Below are 21865 nucleotides of genomic sequence, written 5' to 3' on the forward strand. Positions count from 1 at the left end.
GCACCCTCCCCTGCCATGACGAACAGCTACGAGATATCCACCGACCCGGGCCGCCTCGACGCCGCCCGGGTCCACCACTGGCTCTCCACCGACGCCTACTGGGCCCTCGGCCGCTCCCGCGACACCCAGGACCGCGCCATCGCCGGCTCACTCAATTTCGGCGCCTACGACACCGTCTCCGGGCAGCAGCTCGCCTACGCCCGCGTCGTCACCGACCACGCCACCTTCGCCTGGCTCTGCGACGTCTACGTCGCCCCCGGCGCCCGCGGCAAGGGCCTCGGCACCGCCCTGGTCACCGCCGTCCGCGATCACCTGGAGCCGGCCGGGGTGCGTCGTGTGCTGCTGGCCACCCACGACGCCCATGGCGTCTACGCGAAGATCGGCTTCGAACCGCTCGCCGACCCCTCGCTCTGGATGGCGCTGCTCCTCGGGTGACCCGGGTTCACCGCTGGTAATTCGGCCTCGTCCAGCCAGGTGTTCACCAGCGCCCATCCGGCTGCCCGCAGAGCGCGGTAGGCGCGGCGCGCCTGCCTGCGCCAGAAAAGGGAGGCCGTGGGGCGGTCGGGCCGGGGTGCCTCGGCGAACCACCCGACCGCGTACGAGCGCGGCGTGCCTTCCTGCGCGGCGCGGTCCCGGTGGAACTGGAGCGCCTTCGCGGCCTGCTCGGCGGAGGGGACGCGGGCCAGTCCGAGCGGCGCTTTGGCGAGCAGGAGGGCGCGGTTGATCTTCTCCGCCTGCTCCTCCAACAGCACTTTCTCGTCCCGGACCACTCTGTCGGCGGCGCGGATCACATCCGCGTACGCGGATTGGCCGTGCTCGTAGGCCAGCCAGTGCGGCAGGTCCTCGTGGAGGCCGGTGACCGCCTCCGGGCGTACGTCGCGCAGCGCGACGCGCCAGGCCTCGATGACGTCCGGCCGCCGTTCCGGGGGGTAATCCATCCGTATCAGGTGGATGGCGAGGTCATGCAGGTGGTCGCCCCAGGAGGCCAGTTCCCAGTCCAGGAACAGGGGCCGGCCGCCCTGGTTGACGAGGACGTTTCCGGCGTGCAGGTCTTTGTGCAGCAGGCCGGACGGGCGTCGGCGCATGCCGGCCGCACGGCCCTTGAGGGCCCGCAGGCCGCTCATGGACAGCCCCAGGTCTTCGAAGACCGGTCCGAAGGTGGGCCAGTTGGGACGTATGACGGAACGTTCCATCGTGCGTATGTTCCGGAGCAGGTCACTGCCGCTGTCGCCGTCCCGGACCCCCAGCCGGGACAGCAGGGGCAGCTGGGGCAGGCGGTCCCGCCCGACTCGCGCCTTGGCGGCCATGAATTGGACCAGCTGGTCGACGCGTGCCTGGGGAACCCGCTGGCCCGGCTTGAGGAGGTGGACCAGCGGCTTGCCCTTGTGGAAGACGTAGATCGCCTCGTCGCAGGCCTGCACCAGGAGTTCAGGGACATCCAGCCGGCCCCGGAGGGCGGCTGCGAGGTTGGCTTCACAGTCCCAGGTCCGCACGGCGACCTGCACCGTGTCGGTCCGGCGCACCCGGAGGACCCCCGACGTGGCGCGCGGGAGGCCCAGCTCGGCGGCCAGCGCGTCAGGAATGAGAAAGACGTAGTTGTCGTGGTGATGACCCGGAATCACCCTGAGGGGTGTCGCCCTTGCCAGCGCGACGGCCCGACGGTAGGCATCGAGCCCGGCGGGCGACAGAGGGACATATCCATCGGGGCCGGAATAACGTGACGGAGGAATGGTGATCATGGATTGCTCCAGGGGTTGCGCGATGATCATCATTGGCAACCGTCAGGTCCGACCGACGGATAGCAGCCCCCAGAACTCAGGTCAGTTCACAGCCATCTCATTGCCAACACCCAGTGTAGTGCGTCGCTAGCACACCACCGGAGCCACCTCATGGAACTTCACAAGCCGCCACACCTGCGGGGATTACATGTACCTCAGTTTTTGATCAACGGCTTCCATTGATCGTAGTACGCCCCCAACACCCGCCCCCCGCAAGGCCTCCGCCCTGCGGTCGTCCGGCGCGAAACCGAGGAAGGGAACACCCGCGCGCCTCGCGGCAGTGTGATCGGAAACCGCGTCGCCGATCATCAGACAATGCGCTGAATTGATTCCCGTCGACTGCAACACTCGGCGTACGGAGTCCGGATCCGGCTTCATCAGGCTCGGGTCGGGCCGCCGGCCGTGGATGTGACGCCCGAAGAGTTCGGCGAGGCCCCGGGAGCGCAGATAACGCTCCACGGCGAGCGGAGAGTTGTTCGAGGCCACGGCGAGGGTGAGCCCGTCGGCCGCGAGAGCGCGGACGAGATCGTCCGCATGCGGGGTCGGCACGGCCGACGCGGCCGCCCGCACCTCCTCGGCGGTGAGCCGGCTCTCCAGCTCGACGACGGCCGGGCCGGCGGGGCTGCCGGCTCCCCCGGGGGCGCGATGCCCGGCGGCAGTCGCGCGGAGGATCGCGTGGGGATCGTCCAGGTCGTCCACGGCGGGGACGGGCAGCCCCAGTTCACCGAGGTGCCCCACCATCACCCGGGCCACCTCATGCGCCGGGTAGCCCCCGAACAGCTTGCAGAGCGGACCGTCGAAGTCGAAGATCACACACCTGGTCCGGCAGGTCAGTTCGTCGTCCAGCACACGCCATCCGTCCGTCGGGGAGGGGACAGGGTTACTCAGACAATTCCCACGGGGTGGCGACTGTAGACCAGAGGGAGTCATAGAAAACCAGGCATTGCCGGACGTACTGCGCCCCCTGGCTGGCATCGCCGTCAGCGGTTGAATGGTGGAAGAAGGACACCTTGGCGCCGAGCGCGTCGAAGATGTCCATGCGCTCCCCCTCGACCAGCACACTGCGCTGCACCACCCGGTAGAAGCCGGTCAGCACATCGGTGCCATTCAGGACGTAGAGCTTCTGCATGGGCGCGATCGCCACCGTACGGACCTCGACGGAGACCTCCGGAACCAGGCCCAAGTCGCTGGACAGCGACTCCAGCGAGCTCTTGAGGGCGACCACGCTGCTCCGCAGGAGCCGCTGGAAGCGCTTAAGAGGGCGGGTGTCCTGAGCGTCGTCCACGCGCCGGTGCACGGGGAGCTCCAGGTCGGGACTGGGCACGAGGACGCGTACCGCGATGTGCTGGGGGCAGAGCTCACCGTCGCGGATAAGGTTCAGCGTCGGCGTGAGCGCCCAGTTGAGAGTTTCGGTGGTGAGGGAAAAGACATCAAGGGTGACCCGGTCCGCACGGAATGCGCGGGCGACATGGCTAGTCAGGTCCGGCGGGGCACCTTGGGAACGGAGCATTTCATTCCGGTCGAGGACGACAGAGCCCCGGCCCTGTTGTGAATTGATGTAGCCGTCCTGGCGCAGGACGTCCAGTGCACGCTGCACGGTCGCCCTGGACGTCTGAAACCGCCGCACCAGAGCCTGCTGAGTCGGAATCAGCTGCCCCACGCGATAACGGCCCGCTTCGATCTCACCACGCAACTCCAGGGCGATACGTCGATAGGGCGGGAAGAATGTGCTCTCCGAGCTCACCCAGCGAAGGTATACCTCTTGGTCAAGTCAGGGCAGTTGGCTAACCAGGATTGGCCAAATACCCGTTCTGCGACGGACCTGACTGGCCAATTCCATGTCAGTCAACCAAGGGATTTGGCCTGTCAACTCCGGAGAGTCACATCCAGAACAGCAGCCAGGAGCAGCAAATCCGGCGGGCCGGTCCAATAGTTGGCGGCATATATCGCGCGTACGTTCGTGGTAGATCGAAAGGTCGGTGACTGTCCGTCAGTGACAGTCAGTGCCACGAGGGAGACCGGAAATGTCTGCTGTCACCGTCTGCGTGTTCATCTTCGAACAACTAATCCAGTGCAGGTACGGCCTCGTGGGCGCCATCGCCTTCGGCCTCCTCACCTTCGGCCTCCGGGCCCGGCTCCACACACTCACCTGCGTCGGCCTGGTCGCCGTCGCCCTGCTCCTGGCGCAGTAGAACCGTCAGCCCGGCATGCCGGTCAGAAGATGTCCGGGCACCACGGCCGGCGCGGCGTCCGGAAGAGGGCGTCGGCGAGGATCGCGGCGCCCGGGGTCTCCTCGGCGAGGCGGCCGAGGGCGGCGAGACGCAGGACGGATTCATTGCCGAGGTAGAGGGCGCCGAGAGAGGCGACCGGGAGGGTGAGGTCGGGGGAGGCGGTGGTGGGGACGGCCTGCGCGGTGCCGTCGGCGGCGACCTCCAGGCGATAGCGGCCCGCGGCGTGGCCCAGGGGATCCTGGATGTCCAGGACGAGGGCGCCGGGGACGGGGGCGTAGGTACGGGCCTCCAGGGCGCGCTTCGGGTCGAGGACCCGGACCCACATCAGGTCGGCGGTGGTGTCGACCTTGGCGCAACGGGGATCGCCGAGGAGGTCGGGGAGCAGGTCGTCGGGGGCGCGGATGCCGGCCTTGACGGTGGAGACCCAGTCGACGGAGAGCAGAAAGCGCCAGAGGGCGGCCTCCGCCTCGGGGGTGGCGGCGATGAGGCCGCGGACGGAGAGCGGGCACTCGGGGTACATGCCGTGCCACTTCTCCTCGACGGTGTAGGTGGCGAGGCCGGTCGCCTGGCCCGTGGCGTCGCGGTACACGGCGAACATCGGCTCGGTCCAGCCCTGGGCCGGGTTGCGGATCTCACCTGTTTCCAGCTGCCACCACAGCTCCGTGCGGTTGATCGCGCCTGGCGTACGGCGGCGGAAGCGCTCGTGCACCTCGGGGCCGACCTTGCGGACCTCGGCGGGCTCGGCGAGGTCGATGCGGGCGCCCTCGGGGAGGGGGACGGGCCGGAGCTGGGCGCGGGGGACCTCGACGAACCACTCGGTGTACGAGGTCGCGGGGCCGAAGCCGAAGCGCCCGTAGATGGGGTACTCGGCGGCGATGAGGATGGCGAGCGCCTCGCCACGCTCTTCCTTGGCGGCGCGCAGGTCATTGGCCATCAGGCGGGTCGCCAGGCCCCGGCGGCGGTGGGTGGCGGTCACCGTGACGTTGGTGATGGCATCGGTATCCAGCAGGGCACCGCCGGGCACGGTGACTTCGCGGGGCATGCTGCGGAAGGTGGCCACGCAGCGGCCGGCGTCGTACGCGCCCTGGGTGCGGCTCAGGTCGATCTCCTGGCGGCGTACCTCGACCTCCTCGTCGGAGACGGTGGGCGCCCGCAGGAAGCCGGTGTTCACGGCGCGCAGCCACTCCGGGAGATCGGCTGCTTCGAGCGTACGTACGTCAAGACCCATGGCCGCACACTATTCGGCCGCCGGGCCGTACGCACCGGAGTTTCTCGCCCACCCGCCCGCCCTTTCCAGGGCTCCGCCCGGACCCCGGCTCCGGCGCTGCCGGTGGCCCGGTTGTGCCCACCCTCCCCCAGCCTTCGGCCGGGGGGTGCCCCCGTCTCGCTCCGCTCGGCCCTGCGGAACGCCTGCCCACAACCGGGGGGCCGGGTCAGTCGGTGGAGAGGAGGTCGTCGATGCTGGCTTCACCGGAGCGGTAGCGGCGGGTGATTTCGGTGCTGCAGCCGTCGACGGTGCGCTGGAGGCTCTGGCGGCGCTGGGAGACCTGCTGTTCGTGACGGACGAGACGGCCCATGCCGTCGTGGAGTTCCTGGTCGGTGCGGGCGCCGAGGTCGGAGAGCTCCACCTCGGCGAGGATCTCCTCGGCGAGCCGGCGGTAGCGCTCGCTGACCGGGGTGCCGAGGGTGACATGACGGGCGGAGGAACGGACCCGGGACGGGACGTCGGCGAGGATCTCCGACAGGCGGTCGAGTACGGGGGCGTCGGGGGCGGTACGGCGGGCGAGTTCGGCGCGGAGGATGTCGATCCGGCCCTGGAGGAGGCGTCGCAGGTAGGAGAGGTCGGCCTCTTCCTGCTGGGCCTCGCGGCGCAGTGTGCGCAGACCGGCCAGGGTGAGGCCGGTCAGCTCGGGTTCGTCGGTCTCCGCGAGCGGACTGCGCGGGCCAGGTGGTGCCTTGAGCATGCGCTGGCTCTTCTCGGTATCGGTCATATCTGTCGTCCCCTCGTCCAGCAGACCTCGATCGTCCCATCGACCACCGGCAGCGCGCATCGACCCTGCACCCGAACGGCCCCGGCGGACAGGTGTGCGCGCGGCCAGAAGGCGTACAGGACAGGGGAGCCCGCGCTCCCCCACTTGCATGAGTGACAATGACGCCATGCGAGCGGTGGCCCAGCGGGTGAGCGAAGCGAGTGTGGTGGTCGACGGCGAGACGGTCGGAGAGATCGTCGGACCAGGGTTGTGCGTACTGGTCGGGGTAACTCACGACGATACCCCGGACAAGGCCGCCCAGCTCGCGCGCAAATTGTGGAGCCTGCGCATTCTGCCCGGTGAGAAGTCGTGCTCGGACGTCTCCGGGCCACTTCTGGTGATCAGCCAGTTCACTCTCTACGGTGACGCCCGCAAGGGGCGCCGCCCCACCTGGAACGCCGCCGCGCCCGGCGAAGTCGCCGAGCCGCTGGTCGAGCAGGTCGTGGCGCGGCTGCGGGAACTGGGCGCGCACGTGGAGACGGGCCGCTTCGGCGCGGACATGAAGGTCTCGCTGACGAACGACGGCCCGTTCACGGTGGTCATCGACATCTGACGCCGGGGGCTACGGCGCTACGACGATCTCCTGGCTGGCGGGCGTGCCCTCGGCGTCCAGCAGCGCCTCCGGCGCCGTATTGCGCTTCACCAGCGCCAGGGCGATCGGGCCCAGCTCCCAGTGGCGTGCCGAGGACGTGATGAAGCCGATCTGTCGGCCTTCCGGGCCGTCCTCGGCGAGGCGGACCGCCGTGCCGTGCCCAGGCAGCCGGACCTCGCTGCCGTCCAGGTGCAGGAAGACCAGCCGGCGCGGCGGCTTGCCGAGATTGTGGACCCGGGCGACGGTCTCCTGGCCCCGGTAGCAGCCCTTGTCGAGATGGACGGCGGTGGCCAGCCAGCCCAGCTCGTGCGGGATGGTGCGGTGGTCGGTCTCCAGGCCGAGACGCGGGCGGTGCGCCTCGATGCGGAGGGCTTCCAGCGCGAGCGAGCCGATGGGCGGGGCGGCTTCCTTGGCGTACGACTCCAGCTCGTCGCGCGGCACGAAGACCTCGCGGCCGTACGGCGTCTCCCGTACCGGCCACCCCGCCGGGGCGGGGGTGATGCTGCCTGCGGGGAGGTGGACGAGTCCGTACCGCTCGGTGGCGTCGGCGACCTCGACCCGGTAGAAGAACTTCATGCTTTCCAGGTAGGCGACAAGCGCCTCCTGGGTGCCGGGCTCGACGTGTATCCAGGTCGTCGTGGAGTCGTCGACGAGATACAGCGCGTGCTCGATGTGTCCGTGCGCGGAGAGGACCAGCGCTTCGGTGGCCTGGCCGGGCGGCAGGGCGCTGACATGCTGGGTGAGCAGCAGGTGCAGCCAGGGAAGGCGGTCCTCGCCGGAGACGGTGACGATGCCGCGGTGCGAGAGATCGACGAAACCAGTGCCGTCCGCGAGGGCGCGCTGCTCGCGGAACAGGTCACCGTAGTGGCCGGCGACACCTTCGTCAGGGCCTTCGGCTGCGACAGCGCCGGGCAGCGACAGCAGGGGGCTGGTCGTGGAGTGTCGCTTCATATCACTAGCCTACGGCCCGGTAGTTGAACTCTTGGCCGTTGCGGGTTTTGCCGAGCAATCGGCGCACCTGCCGAAGATCGCGAAGTGCTTCATGTCCGTCTCGAAGCCGAAGGACGCGCTCAGCCGGTCCGTGAGCGCCGACGCGACCGAGACGTCCGCCTCGATGACCGAGCCGCAGTCCCGGCACACCAGGTGCATATGGTGGTGGCGGTCCGCGAGGTGGTAGGTGGGCGCGCCGTGCCCGAGGTGGGCATGGCTGACCAGCCCCAGCTCCTCCAGCAGCTCCAGGGTCCGGTAGACGGTGGAGATGTTGACGCCGGTGGCCGTCCTGCGGACCTCGGTGAGGATTTCGTCCGGAGTCGCGTGCTCAAGCGTGTCGACGGCTTCCAGGACAAGCTGGCGCTGCGGCGTCAGCCGGTAGCCCCGCTGACGCAGGTCACTCTTCCAGTCCGTGGTCACCACAGACACAGTCTAGGCCGGACACGGCTGGAGGAAGGCTCAGCGGAAGAAGGCGATTCCGTCGTCCGGAAGGTCCTTCAGGTCCTTCGCCCACTCGCGCGGGTCGACGACCCGCTTCAGATGCGCCGACATGTACGGGCGCAGCGGCACGGACGGCGTCGCCTTCTCGCCGACCCACATCAGGTCGCTGTTGACGTAGCCGTACAGGCGCTTGCCACCGCTGTACTCGGGTGCGTCGGCGAGCCTCGTGACGGCGTCCGTCACGAGGTCGATCTGCGGCTTCTGGTCGGCGAGCTCGCCGTACCAGGTCTCGACGACGCCGGAGTCGCGGGCCAGCGTGATCTCGACCTTGCGGTCCTTGTTGATCCGCCAGTAGCCGGTCTCGTTCTCCAGCGGGGCCAGCTTCTTTCCCGCCTCGTCCAGCGACCAGGTCTTGGAGGTGTACTCCAGGAACGCGCGGCCGTCGTGGGTGAAGCTGACCTCCTGGCCGAAGTTGCACTTCTCGGCGCCGGGGAAGTCGAAGACTCCGGCGCCCTCCCAGTTGCCGAGGAGGAAGGCGAGCGGCACGAGCTCCGGGTGGAGGTCGGAGGGAATCTCGATCATGTTCAGCGCTGTCCCTGGTAGAGCTTCTTCACCGCGAGGACGGAGAACGCGAGTACGCCGACGCAGACCAGGACGAGCAGTGCGTCGAAGGTGTATTCAAGGGCGCTCACAGCTGTGCTCCTCTGTCGGTGGTGGACCGGGGACGAGTCTAATCGCCCCCGGTCGGTGGGCGGAGGTCAGCCCGGCCGTCAGCCGAGCCGTCAGCCGAGCAGCTGGGCCTGCAGGAGCACCGTCTGGTGCATCGGGACGGCCGGCATGCTGCCCCGGTGCGACAGCACGATGACGGCGATCGTGTCGCCGGCGACGAGATGGGCGTAGCGGACATGGTCCCGGCCGCGTGGCTTGCGCTCGTCGAAGACGAACGAGTCGACGCCGTCGGGGAGGTTGCCGCTGTCGCCGAATCCCGGGTCGTAGGACACGTCCGGCGCGTCCTGGAAGGTGCCGATCCTCGACAGGTCCAGCTGGGAGCGCGTCGCGTACGCCTGGGTGCTGTACTGGAGCAGATAGATCGCGGCGTGGGTACCGTCCTTCGTGGTCCAGGCGCGTGCCGCGATGTGGCGGAGGCCTTCGTGTTTCAGATCCAGCGCCAGTTCCTGCCGGTGGTCCTTCTGGAACAGCTGTAGGAAGGTGCCGGTAGGCAGCCATCCCCTGCGCCCCGGGAACACCGGGTCGTTCTTCGCACCCTCCGGCGCCGGGAGGAGCAGCGCCCGCAGATCCGCGTAATGGCGGCGGCCGGGGTTCTTCTTGACGTCCTCCAGCGGCCGGGGCGCGCCCTCCGGGAGACGGGGCAGGCTCAGCGCCGGGTACGTCCAGCGCCCGTCTTCCGGGGTCCGCAGGCCCGGGATCTCCGTGCGCTCCGGCTGCGTCACGGCGTACGCGGTGGCCCCGCCCAGGGCCGCGAACACCAGCACGGCCGACGTCCAGCGCAGCGCTGCCCGCAGCACACGGTGCTCTCTTGCCGTGGGCGTGGGCGTGGCGGGTGCGGCGGGCGGCTCCCCCGCCGCCACGGCGGGGGCCATCGGCTGGTCGGTCATGCGGCCTCTCCCGGGTCCTTGACGCGGTCGAGCTGCTGCTTGAGCAGCTTGGCGGCGTCGTCCTTCTGCAGGGGTGTGGTGCCACTGGCGCTGAGGCTGATCACGAGGTCCCCCTCGGTGGCCTCGCAGTACATCGAATCGAGCGAGACGCCCTTCTCCAGGGGCGGCAGGACGCAGCGGGCCTTCGGGTGCCCGGCGATCGTCGGGCCCTTCCGGAGGACGCCCGTCCCTTCGGTGGCCGCGGCGAAGAAGTCGGTTGCGGCGCGGGCGGCCCGCTTGTTCGTCATCTGGAGGAGCCGGATCTCGACGACGAGGGCGGCCTCCCCGTCGGTGGCGCCGCCAGAGCCTCCGTATGTGCTGTACGTCCGCATACCGATGCCCTGGATACCCAGCCGGTCGACGGCCTTGCGCGCCGTCTCGCGCTGCTTCTTCGGCAGGCTCCGGTAGCGCTCCTTCACCAGGTCGGACGCCTGCTTGCCACTCAGCTGAGCGTCGTTCCCGAACTCGGCGACATCCGGTCCCGGCACATACGTCTCCGGCATCGGCAGCAACAGCTTCCTCAGTGCCCCGTAGTGGCTCCCGCCCGACGTTGCCCCGTACGCGCCTGTCCGCTTCGGCTCGGGAGCCTTCCATGCCTTCCCGGTGGTCTTCTTGCCGGCGTCCTGATTCCGGCCCTGGTTCAGTACGGCGTAGCCGATGCCGCCGCCCGCCGCCACGGCGACCAGTGCGCCGGCGAGCCCGAGCGCGAGGCGCCGCCGTGACGCCTTCGCCTCCGGCGCGGGCGCGGCGGGCGGCTCCGCCACGGACGGCTCCGGGGCCGGTTCTGCTCCGGCCAGCAGCGACGGCTGCGGCTCGGCAGCGAGTTCGGGCATCGGGGCGGCCTCGGACAGCTCAGCCGCCGGGTCGGCGGTCTCGGTCGGCGGCTGCGGATCGGGGCGCTGCACCGCGGTCGCTTCAGCTTGGGGAGGTGTCGGTTCGTCGGTCACAGCCGCTCCAGCTGGCGCTTGGCGACGGACATGATGGCCTTGCCGGTGATCGGCTTCGCCGAGGTGAGCCAGATGTCCATCACGATGTCGCCCTGCCGGGCGAGCGCGCGGGCCTGGTACTCGGGCAGGTAGCCCGCCGTGATCGTGGGCTTGTAGTAGACCCATGCCTCGCCGTCCACGGAACCGGGGATCAACTGGCCGTCGTGGCCGGCGTAGTCGGCCTCGGGCATGTATCCCGCCATGTCGTAGGCGTGGTCCTCCGCGTAGGAGTGCGTCTCGTCGCGGAACTGGACGAGGCGGATCTCGGTATCCGTGTAGGTGGTGGAGCCGCCAACGGTCCAGGTGGCGGCGGCCAGACGCCGGAAAGCGTCCTGGTTGAGCTGGCTGAACATGTACTTCTGGTCGTCGAACGTCATGGCGTAGTCGTAGAGCGACACCCAGCCGTCGTCGGCGAACGGGATGGCCCAGTCCTTGGCGCCCTTGGGCTTCGCGAGGAGCAGCTTCCGCAGGTCGCCGTCGGTCTTGACCAGGGTGTCCTCTGCGGCGGTGAGCGGGGTGGCCTTGGCGGCCGGGGCCGTGGGCTGCTTCAGCTCTGGCTGGGCGAGCGGCGGGAGCGGGGTGTCCGGGCGCTGGTACTGGATCTGGTATCCGGTCCCGGCCCCCGCCAGCACGCCGAGGACGGCGGCTGCGGCGATCAGGACGGCGGTACGCCCACGGCGCCGGGGCTTGGCCTCCGGCGCCGTGGCGGCAGAAGCCGGATCCAGGACGGCACCGGGGTCAGGGTCGGGTGCGGCGTCGGGGTCTGGGACAGGTCTGTCCTCGGACAAAGGTTTCTCCACGAGAAGGGGTGGGATCAGCGGCCGTCGAAAAGCCGCTGGAGCTGCTGGAACGCCGGAGCGCAGCCGTCCGCGAGAGCGGTGAAGGTGAAACGGGATTTCACGAGGCCCCCCCGGGCGCCGTCACAGAGCACACGCGCACCGTGCGCAACAGGCGAAGCTGCATTATGTCGAGCACACACAGCTTCTTGACAGCGGTTTTACTGTGGCCCGGGCCACGTCGGCGCGTCTCTCCTCCCTGGCCGGCAGGCCTACCCTGGGGTCATGGCGAAGAAGCTCGTGATCAAGGTGACGGCGGGCGTGGACGCGCCCGAGCGCTGCTCGCAGGCGTTCACGGTGGCGGCGGTCGCGGTGGCGAGCGGGGTGGAGGTGTCGCTGTGGCTCACCGGGGAATCAGCGTGGTTCGCCCTGCCCGGGAAGGCGGCGGAATTCGAGCTGCCGCATGCGGCGCCGTTGCCTGAATTGATCGAGGGCATCCTGGCGGGCGGCGGGATCACGTTGTGCACGCAGTGCGCGGCGCGGCGCGGGATCACGGAGAAGGATGTGCTGGACGGGATCCGGATCGCGGGGGCGCAGGTGTTCGTCAGCGAGATCATGCCGGACGGGGTGCAGGCGCTGGTCTACTAGGCCCTGTCCGCCGGATCGCGGGCGCCCACCGCGCTGGGGGGCACCTCCCGGCCGGAGGGTGGGCAGGCTGATGTCGCCGTGGCGTTGTCCGGTGCGGTGTATCCGTAAGGCGCCGCCTGCCGCGCCTGCCGCGGCGGCGAAGGGACCGTTCATGATCCGCCGGACAGGCCCTAGTGGCGCCGTTTGCCGTCGAGCTCGTCCCACCACTGGTCGGACTGGTCGTCGCCGGAGGGGTCGTCCCACCAGCGGTCGTCCGGGCCCCGCCGGTTCGCGACGATCGCCGCGACGGGCGGGATGACCATGGCGACCAGGCACATGGCGACGGCCGCAGGGACGGACCACAGCCGCACCACGGCCCACGCCAGGACGAAGAGCAGGATGCAGCCGATCATCATGACGAAGTACCAGTGCCTACGGCGTGACAACACACTTCTACGGTACGGCCGAGGGCCGCATCCCGGCATGGGTTGCGGCCCTCGGATCGTACGAATCAGACGGCGATGGCCACGTCGGCCGGCGCACCCTGCTGGGCGACGACCGTACGGTCCACCGTGGCGCCCGGGACGAGCGCGCGCAGCGTCCAGGTGCCCGGCGCGGCGAAGAAGCGGAACTGTCCGGTCGCCGAGGTGGGGACCTCGGCCGTGAACTCGCCGCCGCCGTCGAGCAGCCGGACATAGCCGCTGATCGGCTCGCCGTCGCGGGTCACGGAACCCTGGATGATCGTCTCAGTTGCCACGTCAACGCCTGCCAGGGACGGGCCGCCGGCCTTCGCTCCACACATATGCAATCCTTCTGAGTCGGGGTTTCAGCTGCCTGCGCCGAGCTCGATGGGCACGCCCACGAGGGAGCCGTACTCGGTCCAGGAGCCGTCGTAGTTCTTGACGTTGGGCTGGTTGAGCAGCTCGTGCAGCACGAACCAGGTGAGCGAGGAACGCTCTCCGATACGGCAGAGCGCGATGGTGTCCTTCGACAGGTCGACGCCCTCGTCCTCGTAGAGCGCCTTGAGCTCGTCGTCGGACTTGAAGGTGCCGTCGTCGTTGGCGTTCTTCGACCACGGGATGTTGCGGGAGGTCGGGATGTGGCCCGGCTTCTGCGACTGCTCCTGCGGGAGGTGCGCCGGGGCGAGCAGCTTGCCGGAGAACTCGTCGGGCGAGCGGACGTCGACCAGATTCAGGCTGCCGATCGCGGCGAGGACCTCGTCACGGAAGGCACGGATCGAGCTGTCCTGCGCCTTGGCCTTGTACTCGGTCGTGGGGCGCTCGGACACCTCGTCGACCAGGTCGCGGGAGTCGAGTTCCCACTTCTTGCGGCCGCCGTCGAGGAGCTTGACGTCCTGGTGGCCGTAGAGCTTGAAGTACCAGTACGCGTAGGCGGCGAACCAGTTGTTGTTTCCGCCGTACAGGATGACGGTGTCGTCGTTGGCGATGCCCTTCCCCGACAGCAGCTTCTCGAAGCCGGCCTGGTCGACGAAGTCACGGCGCACCGGGTCCTGGAGGTCCTTCTTCCAGTCGATCCGGATCGCGTTCTTGATGTGGTTCTTGTCGTACGCCGACGTGTCCTCGTCGACCTCGACAATGACCACCTTGGGGTCGTCGATGTGGGCCTGGACCCAGTCGGCGTCGACCAGGACGTCACTGCGGCTCATGCTGTTCTCCTCCGGGCAGTTGCGGATGTGCCGTTTGTGCCGGTGCGGCGGGGCTCGGGCGCTGCGCACGGACGGGTGCGCAGCGCGACGCCGCGGGAAATGCGGGAATGGCGGGGGAAGGGGCGGAGGCGGGCGCGCATGCGTGCGCAGGCCCCCTACGGCATGCGACAGAGCATGGCGGCGACGCGGCACAGGTCAACTGCCCGCCGCTTCGTGAGGTCCGCCTGTCGCTCCATGGCTTCGATCGTAGGGAACGGGACGCGGAGTGTCACCGGCGTTCCGCCATTCGATACGCGATTGTCCGCATTTCGGGATAGCAGCGCCTCGCCGACCGTGGCACGAGGTTCCGGAGGCCCGGCCGGGGTCCGCACGGCTGTCCGGTGGACAGCACCGTCTCACGCTTCGGGACCCCGGCCCAGGTCACATGGGCTCATGGACTCATGGACTCATCGGCTGATCGGCCTAATTGGCCAGCACCACATGCGTGCCGCTCGCCACCACCTGGATGCCGTCCGCGGTCGCGGTGGCCGACTTCAGCTGGATGCCGGTCGGCAGCCCGGAGAGATCCCAGCTCAGTCCGCTGCCGACCAGTGCCTGCAGCTCGGCGGGGAGCCCGGAGAGCCCTCCCAGCCGGACCGTTTTCCCATTGGCCAGCGTCGCTTCGACGGTCGTGGTGAAGCCGAGCGCGCTCAGCTTCACCTTGCCGTTGCCGGCGTACCCGACCGTGATCCCGGACGGCACCGCCTTCGTCAGATCCGCGTACGTGATGAGCACCGTGCCGTCGGCGGTGTCGGCGACGGCGGAGGAGAAGTTGCCGGAGAGCCGCACGCCACGCAGGTCCGCCGAGAAGCGGTCGATGCGCAGCGTCTGGCCGCCGGTGCCCGCCTCGATGCCCTTGGCGGTGATGTGGACGTCATCCAGCTTCTTGGCGGCCACCTGGGTCAGGAAGGGAAAGCCCTTGATGGAGACGTCCGGCTTGGAGGTGAAGCCCTGCGACTGCTGGGCCTTGTCCGCCGCCTGCGACTCCGCGAACCACAGGGCAATGCGGTCGGCGGCGACAAAGAGGACGCCGAGCACCACAGCGAGGACCAGCAGTATCCGTATTGCGCGCATTCATTTGCTCCTGGGGCTGTGACAGGGCGCTGCGACAGGGCGCGGGGACAGGGGCGCTGATGCGCCGGGGCTACCCGGCAAGCGCCTGGCCGAGCACGTAGACCACGGGGGCGGCTGCTGTCAGCGGCAGGGCGACACCCGCGGTGAAGTGGACGAAACGGGACGGGAAGTCGTAGCTGGCCACCCGCAGGCCAATCAGCCCGCAGACGCCGGCCGCGAGGGCTAGCAGGGTGCCGTCCCCTGTGCCGAGCCCGGTGGCCCCGCCGGTGGCGATGCCGCTGCCGGCGGCGGCCAGCAGCGCGACGACGACCGACACCACGCCCGGCAGCGGCACCGCGCGGGCGACGGCGGCGACGGCCACGGCCACCGCACCGACCACGACCGGGTCGGTGCCCGCCGAGGTGCCCGCGGTGGCGAGGAAGCCGGTGGCCAGCACCGTCAGCAGGGTGGAGGCGGCGGTGGCCGTCAGCGACGACAGCCGCTCGTCCGCGGAGCCGTGGTGGCGCAGTTGGAGTACGAGGACGAGCATCAGCCATACGCCCACCGTGCCGATCAGCACGGCCGGGGCGTGGTCACCGCCGGTCGCCAGCAGCGCGACGTCGGCCGTGACCCCGGCCAGGAAGGCCAGCACGATGCCCTGGCGGGCGGGCCACATGCCGTTCAGCCGGAACCATCCGGCCGCTGTGACCGCCTGCAACAGCAGCCCCGGCGCCACGATCGCCGGGCGGCCGGCCATGGCGGCCCCGGCCAGCAGCAGGCCGAGCAGCGCGGTGAGCAGGGCCGGCTGCATCCCCGGCGCGATGATGGGCGAGCCGGTGCGCCCGGCGGGTGCGGCGGGAGCGGTCCTGCCGCGGGCGGCGCGTCGCCCACCGTGGCCCGGCGCCGGTGCGGCATCGGGCGCGGGTGCTGGGGCGGGCGTGGGCGCGGGCGCGGCGTCCACGGCGGGCAGTACGGCGGTGCTGTCGTACGAGCCTGATGAGCCGTAAGGGACCGGGTACGGGTGCTGGGCGGGCTGCTCGGGTGCGTACGGGTCGTACCCGTAGTCGTGCTCGTAAGGATTTGTCATCGCGCTCACCCTCCCGCGAACGGCGGGAGCACCTCAAGCGTGCCGCCCTCGGACAGCGCGACCACCGCGTGGTCACGCTTGCCGACGGGGTTCCCGTCGACCAGAAACGAACAGTGTCCCAACACCCGCGCGAACTCCGGTTGCCCCGTGTGCAGTGCCCTGGCCTGCGCCAGCGCCTCGGCCAGCGTGCCCGCCCGGTACGGCTCCTGCGCCGTCCCGGCGGCGGCCTTGGCCGCGGCCCAGTAGCGGATCGTCCCCGCGGGCGAGCCGGGTCCCTCCGCCGTTTCGGTTGCCGCCATGACGGCCTCTCTCCTCAGTTCTTCTCAGTTCTCTCGTACGCGTTCCGTGCTGCCGCCGTCCATCATGTCGGACGGCTACCCCCGCGCGCCGAGCCAGCCGCCGATCCGGCGCAGCAGTTCCTCGTCGGCGGCGTCCTCGGCGTGGCCGAAACCGGGCTCCACCCACAGCTCGGCGGAGCCGTCGGCCGAGGCGGCGGCCAGGGAGTGCGGGTGGTCCAGCGGGAAGTACCCGTCCCGGTCGCCGTGCACGATCAGCAGCGGCGCCCTGATGAGGGGCACCGACTCGACCGGCGAGCGCGGCACCGGGTCCCAGCCCCCCGGGTGGATGCGGGTGCGGAACCCGACGCGGGAGACGAGGCGCCCGGCGGGACGGGTGACCGCCCAGTGCACCCGGCGCATCGGGGCCGTACCCCGGTAGTACCAGCGGGCGGGGGCGCTCACGGACACGACGGCGCCGACCGGGGCGTCAGGCCCCGCCGCGTGCCGGAGCACCACCGAGCCGCCCATGGAGAAGCCGACCGTGGCGATCCGTCCGTGTCCGAGCAGCCGCGCCCACCGCACCGCGGCGTCGAGGTCGAGGACCTCGCGGTCGCCGACCGTCGAGCGCCCGCCCGAGCGGCCGTGTCCCCGGAATGAGAAGGTAACGACTCCCCCAAAATCAGCGAGGACCTCCGCGGCCCTCCGTACGGCGGGCCGCTCCAGCGTGCCGGTAAAACCGTGGGCGATGACAATCGCCAGACCCGCCCCACCACTGGGTTTACGCCGCGTTGACGGGGAGTACATCGCGTCGATACCGACCCCGTCGTCCGTCAGCAGCGTCACCCGCTGGTCTCCTGAAGTGACCGGAGAGAGACGCAATTGTGAAACTTGGGTATCACGCAATGACTCCATGTGGGCTATTCTCTTACCTCAGGAGGATCCGGGCAGTGTCGCCCCCGGATCCTTTCGTGCTATCTGGGCCGCTCTACCGCAAGGTTTTCGTCCTCGCATGGGACCGAGGAGGGTTCGTTTATGGGCAATCGACGTGTGTACAACCGGACGATGAATGATGGGGGCACCCTGTGAGCTCTCTTCTCCTCCTGACCAACGCGCTCCAGCCCTCCACCGAGGTACTGCCGGCGCTCGGACTACTCCTGCACAGCGTCCGCGTGGCGCCCGCCGAGGGCCCCGCCCTGGTGGACACCCCGGGTGCCGACGTCATCCTTATCGACGGGCGCCGTGACCTCCCGCAGGTCCGCTCCCTCTGCCAGCTGCTCCGCTCGACCGGCCCCGGCTGCCCGCTGGTGCTGGTCGTCACCGAGGGCGGCCTCGCCGCGGTCACCGCCGACTGGGGCATCGACGACGTACTGCTCGACACCGCCGGTCCGGCCGAGGTCGAGGCGCGGCTACGGCTCGCGATGGGCCGCCAGCAGATCACCGTCGACGACAGCCCGATGGAGATCCGCAACGGCGACCTCTCGGTCGACGAGGCGACCTACAGCGCCAAGCTCAAGGGCCGGGTCCTGGACCTGACCTTCAAGGAGTTCGAGCTGCTCAAGTACCTCGCGCAGCACCCCGGCCGGGTCTTCACCCGCGCCCAGCTGCTGCAGGAGGTCTGGGGTTACGACTACTTCGGCGGCACCCGCACCGTGGACGTCCACGTACGGCGGCTGCGGGCCAAGCTCGGCCCCGAGCACGAGTCGCTGATCGGCACCGTACGCAACGTCGGCTACCGCTTCGTCACTCCGGAGAAGGTGGAGCGCGCGGCGGAGGAGGCGGCGAAGCACAAGGCCCGTGCGGAGGCCGCCGCGGAGGCGGTGGCGACGGTCGCGGAATCGCAGCAGCGCTGATCAGCCCTGCTGATCACGCCATGGTCACGCTCCGCTAGGAACTGTATTCCGGCGGAGTAGACCCGCGTAGACTCACCGCGTGGCAAAGGTGACGCGTGACGATGTGGCAAGGCTGGCGGGGACCTCGACCGCTGTCGTCAGCTATGTCATCAACAACGGACCCCGGCCGGTTGCCCCGGCCACCCGCGAGCGCGTGCTCGCGGCCATCAAGCAGCTCGGCTACCGCCCGGACCGTGTGGCCCAGGCGATGGCCAGCCGCCGTACTGACCTCATAGGGCTGATCGTCCCCGACGCCCGGCAGCCTTTCTTCGGCGAGATGTCCCACGCCGTGGAACAGGCTGCCGCCGAGCGCGGGAAAATGGTGCTGGTCGGCAATTCCGACTACCTCCACGACCGCGAGGTGCATTACCTGCGCGCTTTCCTCGGCATGCGGGTCTCGGGGCTGATCCTGGTCAGCCAGGGCCTCAGCGAGAGCGCCGCCGCCGAGATCGAGGCGTGGGAGGCGCGGATCGTGCTGCTGCACGAGCGCACGGAGGCGATCGACGAGTTCGCCGTCGTCACGGACGACATCGGCGGCGCCCAGCTCGCCACCCGCCATCTGCTGGAACACGGCCACGAGTACGTCGCCTGCCTGGGCGGCACCGAAGCCACCCCCACCGTCGGCGACCCCGTCACGGACCACGTGGAGGGCTGGCGCCGCGCCATGCTCGAATCCGGCCGGAGCACCGAGGGACGGCTCTTCCAGGCGCCCTACAACCGCTACGACGCCTATCAGGTCGGCCTCCAGCTGCTGGCCGGCCCCGACCGGCCCCCGGCCATCTTCTGCGCGACGGACGACCAGGCCATCGGCATCCTCCGCGCCGCCCGCGAGCTCCGCATCGACGCCCCCGGCCAGCTCGCCGTCGCCGGCTTCGACGACGTCAAGGAGGCCGGGCTCACCGACCCGCCCCTCACCACCGTCGCCTCCGACCGCCAGGCCATGGCCCGCGCCGCCATCGACCTCGTCCTCGACGAGTCCGTCCGTGTCTCCGGCTCCCGCCGCGAACGCCTCCGCCAGTTCCCCTCCCGACTGGTCGTCCGCAGCTCCTGCGGCTGCGCGTAGCGCCCCGGCCGGGCACTAGGCCCTGTCCGGGCGATCTCCGTGGGAGAAGGAGCGGGGTCTGGTGCCTGCGATCGCAAGGCGGAGGAAGGAAGCGACGCCCTGCTCGAGCGGAGCCGAGAGCTTGGGGGAGTCGTTGACTGACGACGACGCCGCGAGCTCCCCCAGCTACCGCTGGGAGGTGCCCCCAGCGCCAGGGCACGCGACGCCGCGGAGATCGCCCGGACAGGGCCTAGGGGGCCGGAGCCGCACCGCCGCTCGCCGCAAAAGCGTTTGAATGGGCGGCAACAGCGTGACCTGCGGTTGTCTGGACGGCGTAAAGATGCGGCCTGACCTGCGGGTTCGCTACTTATACGAACCCTATGAACTTCTACCGCGACTCTCAGCGGGCACTCAGGAAGCTCTCATCTTCAGGTCGCAAAGTCATAGCCATGGACGAGAACACCCACCGCAGCAGCAGCGCATACGACCCGCAGCAGCCTTATGGCAGCGGTGGGTACCACGGTTCCTACCCGCCCCCGCCCCCGTACGTGCCGCAGGAGCCGGTCACCACGCCGGCTGGCATGACGGTCTGGCCCAGTGCCGAGGGCACCGGCAGCGGCAGCGGCATCCCGGAGGGCCCGGCGCCGGCGCATGTGAAGCGCAAGCCGCGCCGCCCGATCGCGCTGCTGGCCGCCGTGGCGCTCGTGTCCGGCCTGATCGGCGGCGGAACGGCCGCGCTGGTCGGGAACATGACGTCGACGCAGGCTACGACGATGACCACGACGAAGGTGGTGAACGCCAGCTCCAGCAGCAGCGGCGTCGCCGCGATCGCGTCGGCCGTCAGCCCCAGCATCGTGGAGATCACCGCGAGCTCCTCCGCCGGCGAGGCCACCGGCTCCGGGGTGATCATCACCAGCGGCGGCGAGATCGTCACCAACAACCACGTGATCACCGGCGCGTCGAGCATCAAGGTCGCCTTCAGCAACGGCAAGACCGCCACCGCGACCGTCGTGGGCACCGACAAGAACAAGGACCTCGCGCTGATCAAGGCGCAGAGCGTCAGTGGCCTCACCACCGCCACCCTCGGCGACTCCTCCGGCGTCACCGTCGGCGACGAGGTCGTCGCGATCGGCTCGCCGGAGGGCCTGACCGGCACCGTCACCAGCGGCATCATCTCCGCGCTCAACCGTGATGTGACAGTCTCGACAGAGGACAACTCCCAGTCGCAGAGCCAGGGCGGCGGCGGAGGAGGCGGGCGCGGCCAGTGGCCGTTCTCCTTCGGCGGCCAGCAGTACAACGGCACGACCGGCTCCTCCACCACCACCTACAAGGCCCTGCAGACCGACGCCGCGCTCAACCCGGGTAACTCCGGCGGCGCACTGATCAACATGAGCGGCCAGATCATCGGCATCAACTCCGCGATGTACTCGGCGAGCTCCTCCTCGTCCAGCTCCAGCGGCTCCGGCAGCATCGGCCTGGGCTTCGCCATCCCGATCAACACCGTCAAGTCCGACCTCGCCACCCTGCGGTCGGGCGGCACCAGCAACTAAGAGGCCGCCCGACCCAGCAGCCAGCACCCAGGAGGGCATCATGATCCGCACTGCCCAGCACGCCTCCACCGTCCGCACCGGCCCCGCCGACCTGGACCTCCCCTTCGCCCTCGCACTGACCCACTACGAGCCCACCAGCCCCGAGGCCGGCACCACCCGGGCCCCCGAGGTCCCGGCGGCCCCGCACGCCCGCCGCCGCCACACCGCGCGGCGTCGCCGCACAGCCGCCGCACAGGGCTGAATGCGAGCCTGTCCGGAGGTCAAGGACGGCACGGCCGGCCCGGTCCGCCGGCTCCGTGGGAGGCTTTGCCAACCCCATGCACGCCGATCGTGCATCCTTGAGATCCGAACAAGACCCAGCAGCAGCCCCACGGAGTGAGGTCCCCACCGATGAGCCCGGCCGAGAACGGCGACGCCCCCGCCCGCATCCTGATCGTGGACGATGAGCCGGCCGTCCGAGAGGCCCTGAGGCGGAGCCTTGCCTTCGAGGGGTACGAGGCCGCGCTCGCCGCCGACGGGCTGGCCGCCCTGGAACAGGTCGGCCAGTACCAGCCGGACGCCATCATCCTCGACGTGCTCATGCCACGTATGGACGGCCTCACCACCGCCCGCCGGCTCCGTGCCGGAGGTGTCACCGTCCCGATCCTCATGCTCACCGCCCGCGACACCGTCGGCGACCGCGTCACCGGCCTCGACGCCGGCGCCGACGACTACCTCGTCAAGCCGTTCGAGCTCGACGAGCTCCTCGCCCGGCTCCGGGCCCTGCTGCGCCGCAGCTCCTACGCGAGCGCCGCGCTCGGCGCCGACGAGGCCGAGAACGATGTCCTCTCCTTCGCCGACCTCCGCATGGACACCACCACCCGCGAGGTCAGCCGCGGCGGCACCCCGGTCGAACTGACCCGCACCGAGTACACGCTGCTGGAGATGTTCCTCGCGCACCCGCGCCAGGTCCTCACCCGCGAGCAGATCCTCAAGGCCGTCTGGGGCTTCGACTTCGAACCGAGCTCCAACTCCCTCGACGTCTACGTCATGTACCTGCGCCGCAAGACCGAGATCGGCAGCCTGCCCCGGCTCGTCCATACGGTACGCGGAGTGGGGTACGTACTCCGGTCCACGGAGGGCAAAAGCTGATGGGCCAATTCCGGCCGCAACCGC

27 protein-coding genes are annotated in these 21865 nt (G+C 70.0%); 9 read left to right on the top strand and 18 right to left on the bottom strand.

Annotation, left to right across the window (positions count from 1 at the left end; translation table 11 throughout):
* The first annotated feature begins 15 nt into the window (after nucleotides 1-15).
* Nucleotides 16-435, top strand: a complete 420-nt coding sequence (locus FCI23_RS28295; RefSeq protein ID WP_211265497.1) for a GNAT family N-acetyltransferase — start codon at nucleotides 16-18, stop codon at nucleotides 433-435.
* On the opposite strand, the gene FCI23_RS28300 is transcribed toward FCI23_RS28295, so the two are convergent.
* The 3 genes from FCI23_RS28300 to FCI23_RS28310 form a co-directional block, all read right to left on the bottom strand.
* Nucleotides 369-1739: a phosphotransferase family protein gene (locus FCI23_RS28300; RefSeq protein ID WP_169316964.1), complete on the bottom strand. Its 1371-nt coding sequence runs from the start codon at nucleotides 1737-1739 to the stop codon at nucleotides 369-371. The genes FCI23_RS28295 and FCI23_RS28300 overlap by 67 nt on opposite strands.
* A 183-nt stretch (nucleotides 1740-1922) precedes the next feature.
* Nucleotides 1923-2627 carry an HAD family hydrolase gene (locus tag FCI23_RS28305; RefSeq protein WP_169316965.1) on the bottom strand — a complete coding sequence of 235 codons (705 nt, stop codon included), beginning with the start codon at nucleotides 2625-2627 and terminating at the stop codon, nucleotides 1923-1925.
* Between the two features lie 31 nt (nucleotides 2628-2658).
* The gene (locus tag FCI23_RS28310; protein ID WP_136726773.1) at nucleotides 2659-3522 is read right to left on the bottom strand and encodes a GntR family transcriptional regulator; all 864 of its coding nucleotides are present in this window, start codon (nucleotides 3520-3522) and stop codon (nucleotides 2659-2661) included.
* Between the two features lie 280 nt (nucleotides 3523-3802).
* Here FCI23_RS28310 and FCI23_RS56720 point away from each other — a divergent pair, with 280 nt between their 5' ends.
* Nucleotides 3803-3970 carry a hypothetical protein gene (locus FCI23_RS56720; protein WP_169316966.1) on the top strand — a complete coding sequence of 56 codons (168 nt, stop codon included), beginning with the start codon at nucleotides 3803-3805 and terminating at the stop codon, nucleotides 3968-3970.
* 22 nt (nucleotides 3971-3992) lie between these two features.
* Here the strand turns inward: FCI23_RS56720 and FCI23_RS28315 are convergent, their stop codons facing one another.
* Nucleotides 3993-5237, bottom strand: a complete 1245-nt coding sequence (locus FCI23_RS28315; RefSeq protein WP_136726774.1) for a GNAT family N-acetyltransferase — start codon at nucleotides 5235-5237, stop codon at nucleotides 3993-3995.
* A gap of 205 nt (nucleotides 5238-5442) precedes the next feature.
* On the bottom strand, nucleotides 5443-5973 hold the full coding sequence (locus tag FCI23_RS28320; RefSeq protein WP_246144112.1) for an RsiG family protein: 531 nt from the start codon (nucleotides 5971-5973) through the stop codon (nucleotides 5443-5445).
* Nucleotides 5974-6166: 193 nt separating this feature from the next.
* Here FCI23_RS28320 and dtd point away from each other — a divergent pair, with 193 nt between their 5' ends.
* On the top strand, nucleotides 6167-6592 hold the full coding sequence (dtd, locus tag FCI23_RS28325; RefSeq protein ID WP_136726828.1) for a D-aminoacyl-tRNA deacylase: 426 nt from the start codon (nucleotides 6167-6169) through the stop codon (nucleotides 6590-6592).
* A gap of 9 nt (nucleotides 6593-6601) precedes the next feature.
* Here dtd and ygfZ read toward each other — a convergent pair whose 3' ends face one another.
* From ygfZ to FCI23_RS28360, 6 genes are all read right to left on the bottom strand, one after another.
* Nucleotides 6602-7582: a CAF17-like 4Fe-4S cluster assembly/insertion protein YgfZ gene (ygfZ, locus tag FCI23_RS28330; protein WP_136726776.1), complete on the bottom strand. Its 981-nt coding sequence runs from the start codon at nucleotides 7580-7582 to the stop codon at nucleotides 6602-6604.
* A gap of 9 nt (nucleotides 7583-7591) precedes the next feature.
* Nucleotides 7592-8044, bottom strand: coding sequence for a Fur family transcriptional regulator (locus FCI23_RS28335; RefSeq protein WP_136726777.1), 453 nt, complete (start codon nucleotides 8042-8044; stop codon nucleotides 7592-7594).
* 36 nt (nucleotides 8045-8080) lie between these two features.
* On the bottom strand, nucleotides 8081-8644 hold the full coding sequence (locus FCI23_RS28340; protein ID WP_136726778.1) for an FABP family protein: 564 nt from the start codon (nucleotides 8642-8644) through the stop codon (nucleotides 8081-8083).
* Between the two features lie 200 nt (nucleotides 8645-8844).
* Nucleotides 8845-9678, bottom strand: coding sequence for a hypothetical protein (locus tag FCI23_RS28350; RefSeq protein ID WP_136726780.1), 834 nt, complete (start codon nucleotides 9676-9678; stop codon nucleotides 8845-8847).
* Nucleotides 9675-10664: a hypothetical protein gene (locus FCI23_RS28355; RefSeq protein WP_136726781.1), complete on the bottom strand. Its 990-nt coding sequence runs from the start codon at nucleotides 10662-10664 to the stop codon at nucleotides 9675-9677. The genes FCI23_RS28350 and FCI23_RS28355 overlap by 4 nt, the downstream gene beginning before the upstream one ends.
* Nucleotides 10661-11491 (bottom strand): hypothetical protein, encoded by an 831-nt coding sequence (locus FCI23_RS28360; RefSeq protein WP_246144100.1) that lies wholly within the window; start codon nucleotides 11489-11491, stop codon nucleotides 10661-10663. Before FCI23_RS28360 ends, FCI23_RS28355 begins: the two co-directional genes overlap by 4 nt.
* Before the next feature lie 273 nt (nucleotides 11492-11764).
* Between FCI23_RS28360 and FCI23_RS28365 the strand changes: the two genes are divergently transcribed.
* Nucleotides 11765-12127, top strand: a complete 363-nt coding sequence (locus FCI23_RS28365) for a DsrE family protein (RefSeq protein ID WP_136726782.1) — start codon at nucleotides 11765-11767, stop codon at nucleotides 12125-12127.
* Nucleotides 12128-12297: 170 nt separating this feature from the next.
* Here the strand turns inward: FCI23_RS28365 and FCI23_RS28370 are convergent, their stop codons facing one another.
* The 7 genes from FCI23_RS28370 to FCI23_RS28400 all read right to left on the bottom strand — a co-directional run bounded on the left by FCI23_RS28370 (nucleotide 12298) and on the right by FCI23_RS28400 (nucleotide 17141).
* Nucleotides 12298-12555 (bottom strand): DUF3099 domain-containing protein, encoded by a 258-nt coding sequence (locus tag FCI23_RS28370; RefSeq protein ID WP_169316967.1) that lies wholly within the window; start codon nucleotides 12553-12555, stop codon nucleotides 12298-12300.
* A 62-nt stretch (nucleotides 12556-12617) separates the two neighbouring features.
* Nucleotides 12618-12908 (bottom strand): DUF1416 domain-containing protein, encoded by a 291-nt coding sequence (locus tag FCI23_RS28375; RefSeq protein WP_136726784.1) that lies wholly within the window; start codon nucleotides 12906-12908, stop codon nucleotides 12618-12620.
* A 24-nt stretch (nucleotides 12909-12932) separates the two neighbouring features.
* On the bottom strand, nucleotides 12933-13772 hold the full coding sequence (locus tag FCI23_RS28380) for a sulfurtransferase (RefSeq protein ID WP_136726785.1): 840 nt from the start codon (nucleotides 13770-13772) through the stop codon (nucleotides 12933-12935).
* Between the two features lie 462 nt (nucleotides 13773-14234).
* Nucleotides 14235-14885 (bottom strand): LmeA family phospholipid-binding protein, encoded by a 651-nt coding sequence (locus FCI23_RS28385; RefSeq protein ID WP_136726786.1) that lies wholly within the window; start codon nucleotides 14883-14885, stop codon nucleotides 14235-14237.
* Nucleotides 14886-14955: 70 nt separating this feature from the next.
* A complete protein-coding gene (locus FCI23_RS28390) occupies nucleotides 14956-15951 on the bottom strand; it encodes a hypothetical protein (protein WP_322973907.1) in 996 nt (331 codons plus the stop codon).
* Between the two features lie 5 nt (nucleotides 15952-15956).
* Entirely contained in the window at nucleotides 15957-16250 is a 294-nt protein-coding gene (locus tag FCI23_RS28395) for a MoaD/ThiS family protein (RefSeq protein WP_211265498.1), read from the bottom strand.
* 75 nt (nucleotides 16251-16325) lie between these two features.
* Nucleotides 16326-17141 (bottom strand): alpha/beta hydrolase, encoded by an 816-nt coding sequence (locus FCI23_RS28400; RefSeq protein WP_136726787.1) that lies wholly within the window; start codon nucleotides 17139-17141, stop codon nucleotides 16326-16328.
* Nucleotides 17142-17311: 170 nt separating this feature from the next.
* Here FCI23_RS28400 and FCI23_RS28405 point away from each other — a divergent pair, with 170 nt between their 5' ends.
* The 5 genes from FCI23_RS28405 to FCI23_RS28425 all read left to right on the top strand — a co-directional run bounded on the left by FCI23_RS28405 (nucleotide 17312) and on the right by FCI23_RS28425 (nucleotide 21841).
* Nucleotides 17312-18079: a response regulator transcription factor gene (locus tag FCI23_RS28405; RefSeq protein ID WP_136726788.1), complete on the top strand. Its 768-nt coding sequence runs from the start codon at nucleotides 17312-17314 to the stop codon at nucleotides 18077-18079.
* A 79-nt stretch (nucleotides 18080-18158) separates the two neighbouring features.
* Nucleotides 18159-19181: a LacI family DNA-binding transcriptional regulator gene (locus FCI23_RS28410; RefSeq protein ID WP_136726789.1), complete on the top strand. Its 1023-nt coding sequence runs from the start codon at nucleotides 18159-18161 to the stop codon at nucleotides 19179-19181.
* A 428-nt stretch (nucleotides 19182-19609) separates the two neighbouring features.
* A complete protein-coding gene (locus FCI23_RS28415) occupies nucleotides 19610-20710 on the top strand; it encodes a S1C family serine protease (protein ID WP_136726790.1) in 1101 nt (366 codons plus the stop codon).
* A gap of 40 nt (nucleotides 20711-20750) precedes the next feature.
* On the top strand, nucleotides 20751-20951 hold the full coding sequence (locus FCI23_RS28420; RefSeq protein WP_136726791.1) for a hypothetical protein: 201 nt from the start codon (nucleotides 20751-20753) through the stop codon (nucleotides 20949-20951).
* A gap of 149 nt (nucleotides 20952-21100) precedes the next feature.
* On the top strand, nucleotides 21101-21841 hold the full coding sequence (locus FCI23_RS28425; RefSeq protein ID WP_136726792.1) for a response regulator transcription factor: 741 nt from the start codon (nucleotides 21101-21103) through the stop codon (nucleotides 21839-21841).
* The last annotated feature ends 24 nt before the right edge of the window (nucleotides 21842-21865 follow it).

The organism is Actinacidiphila oryziradicis, assembly GCF_005047355.1.
GTDB classification, from domain to species: domain Bacteria; phylum Actinomycetota; class Actinomycetes; order Streptomycetales; family Streptomycetaceae; genus Actinacidiphila; species Actinacidiphila oryziradicis.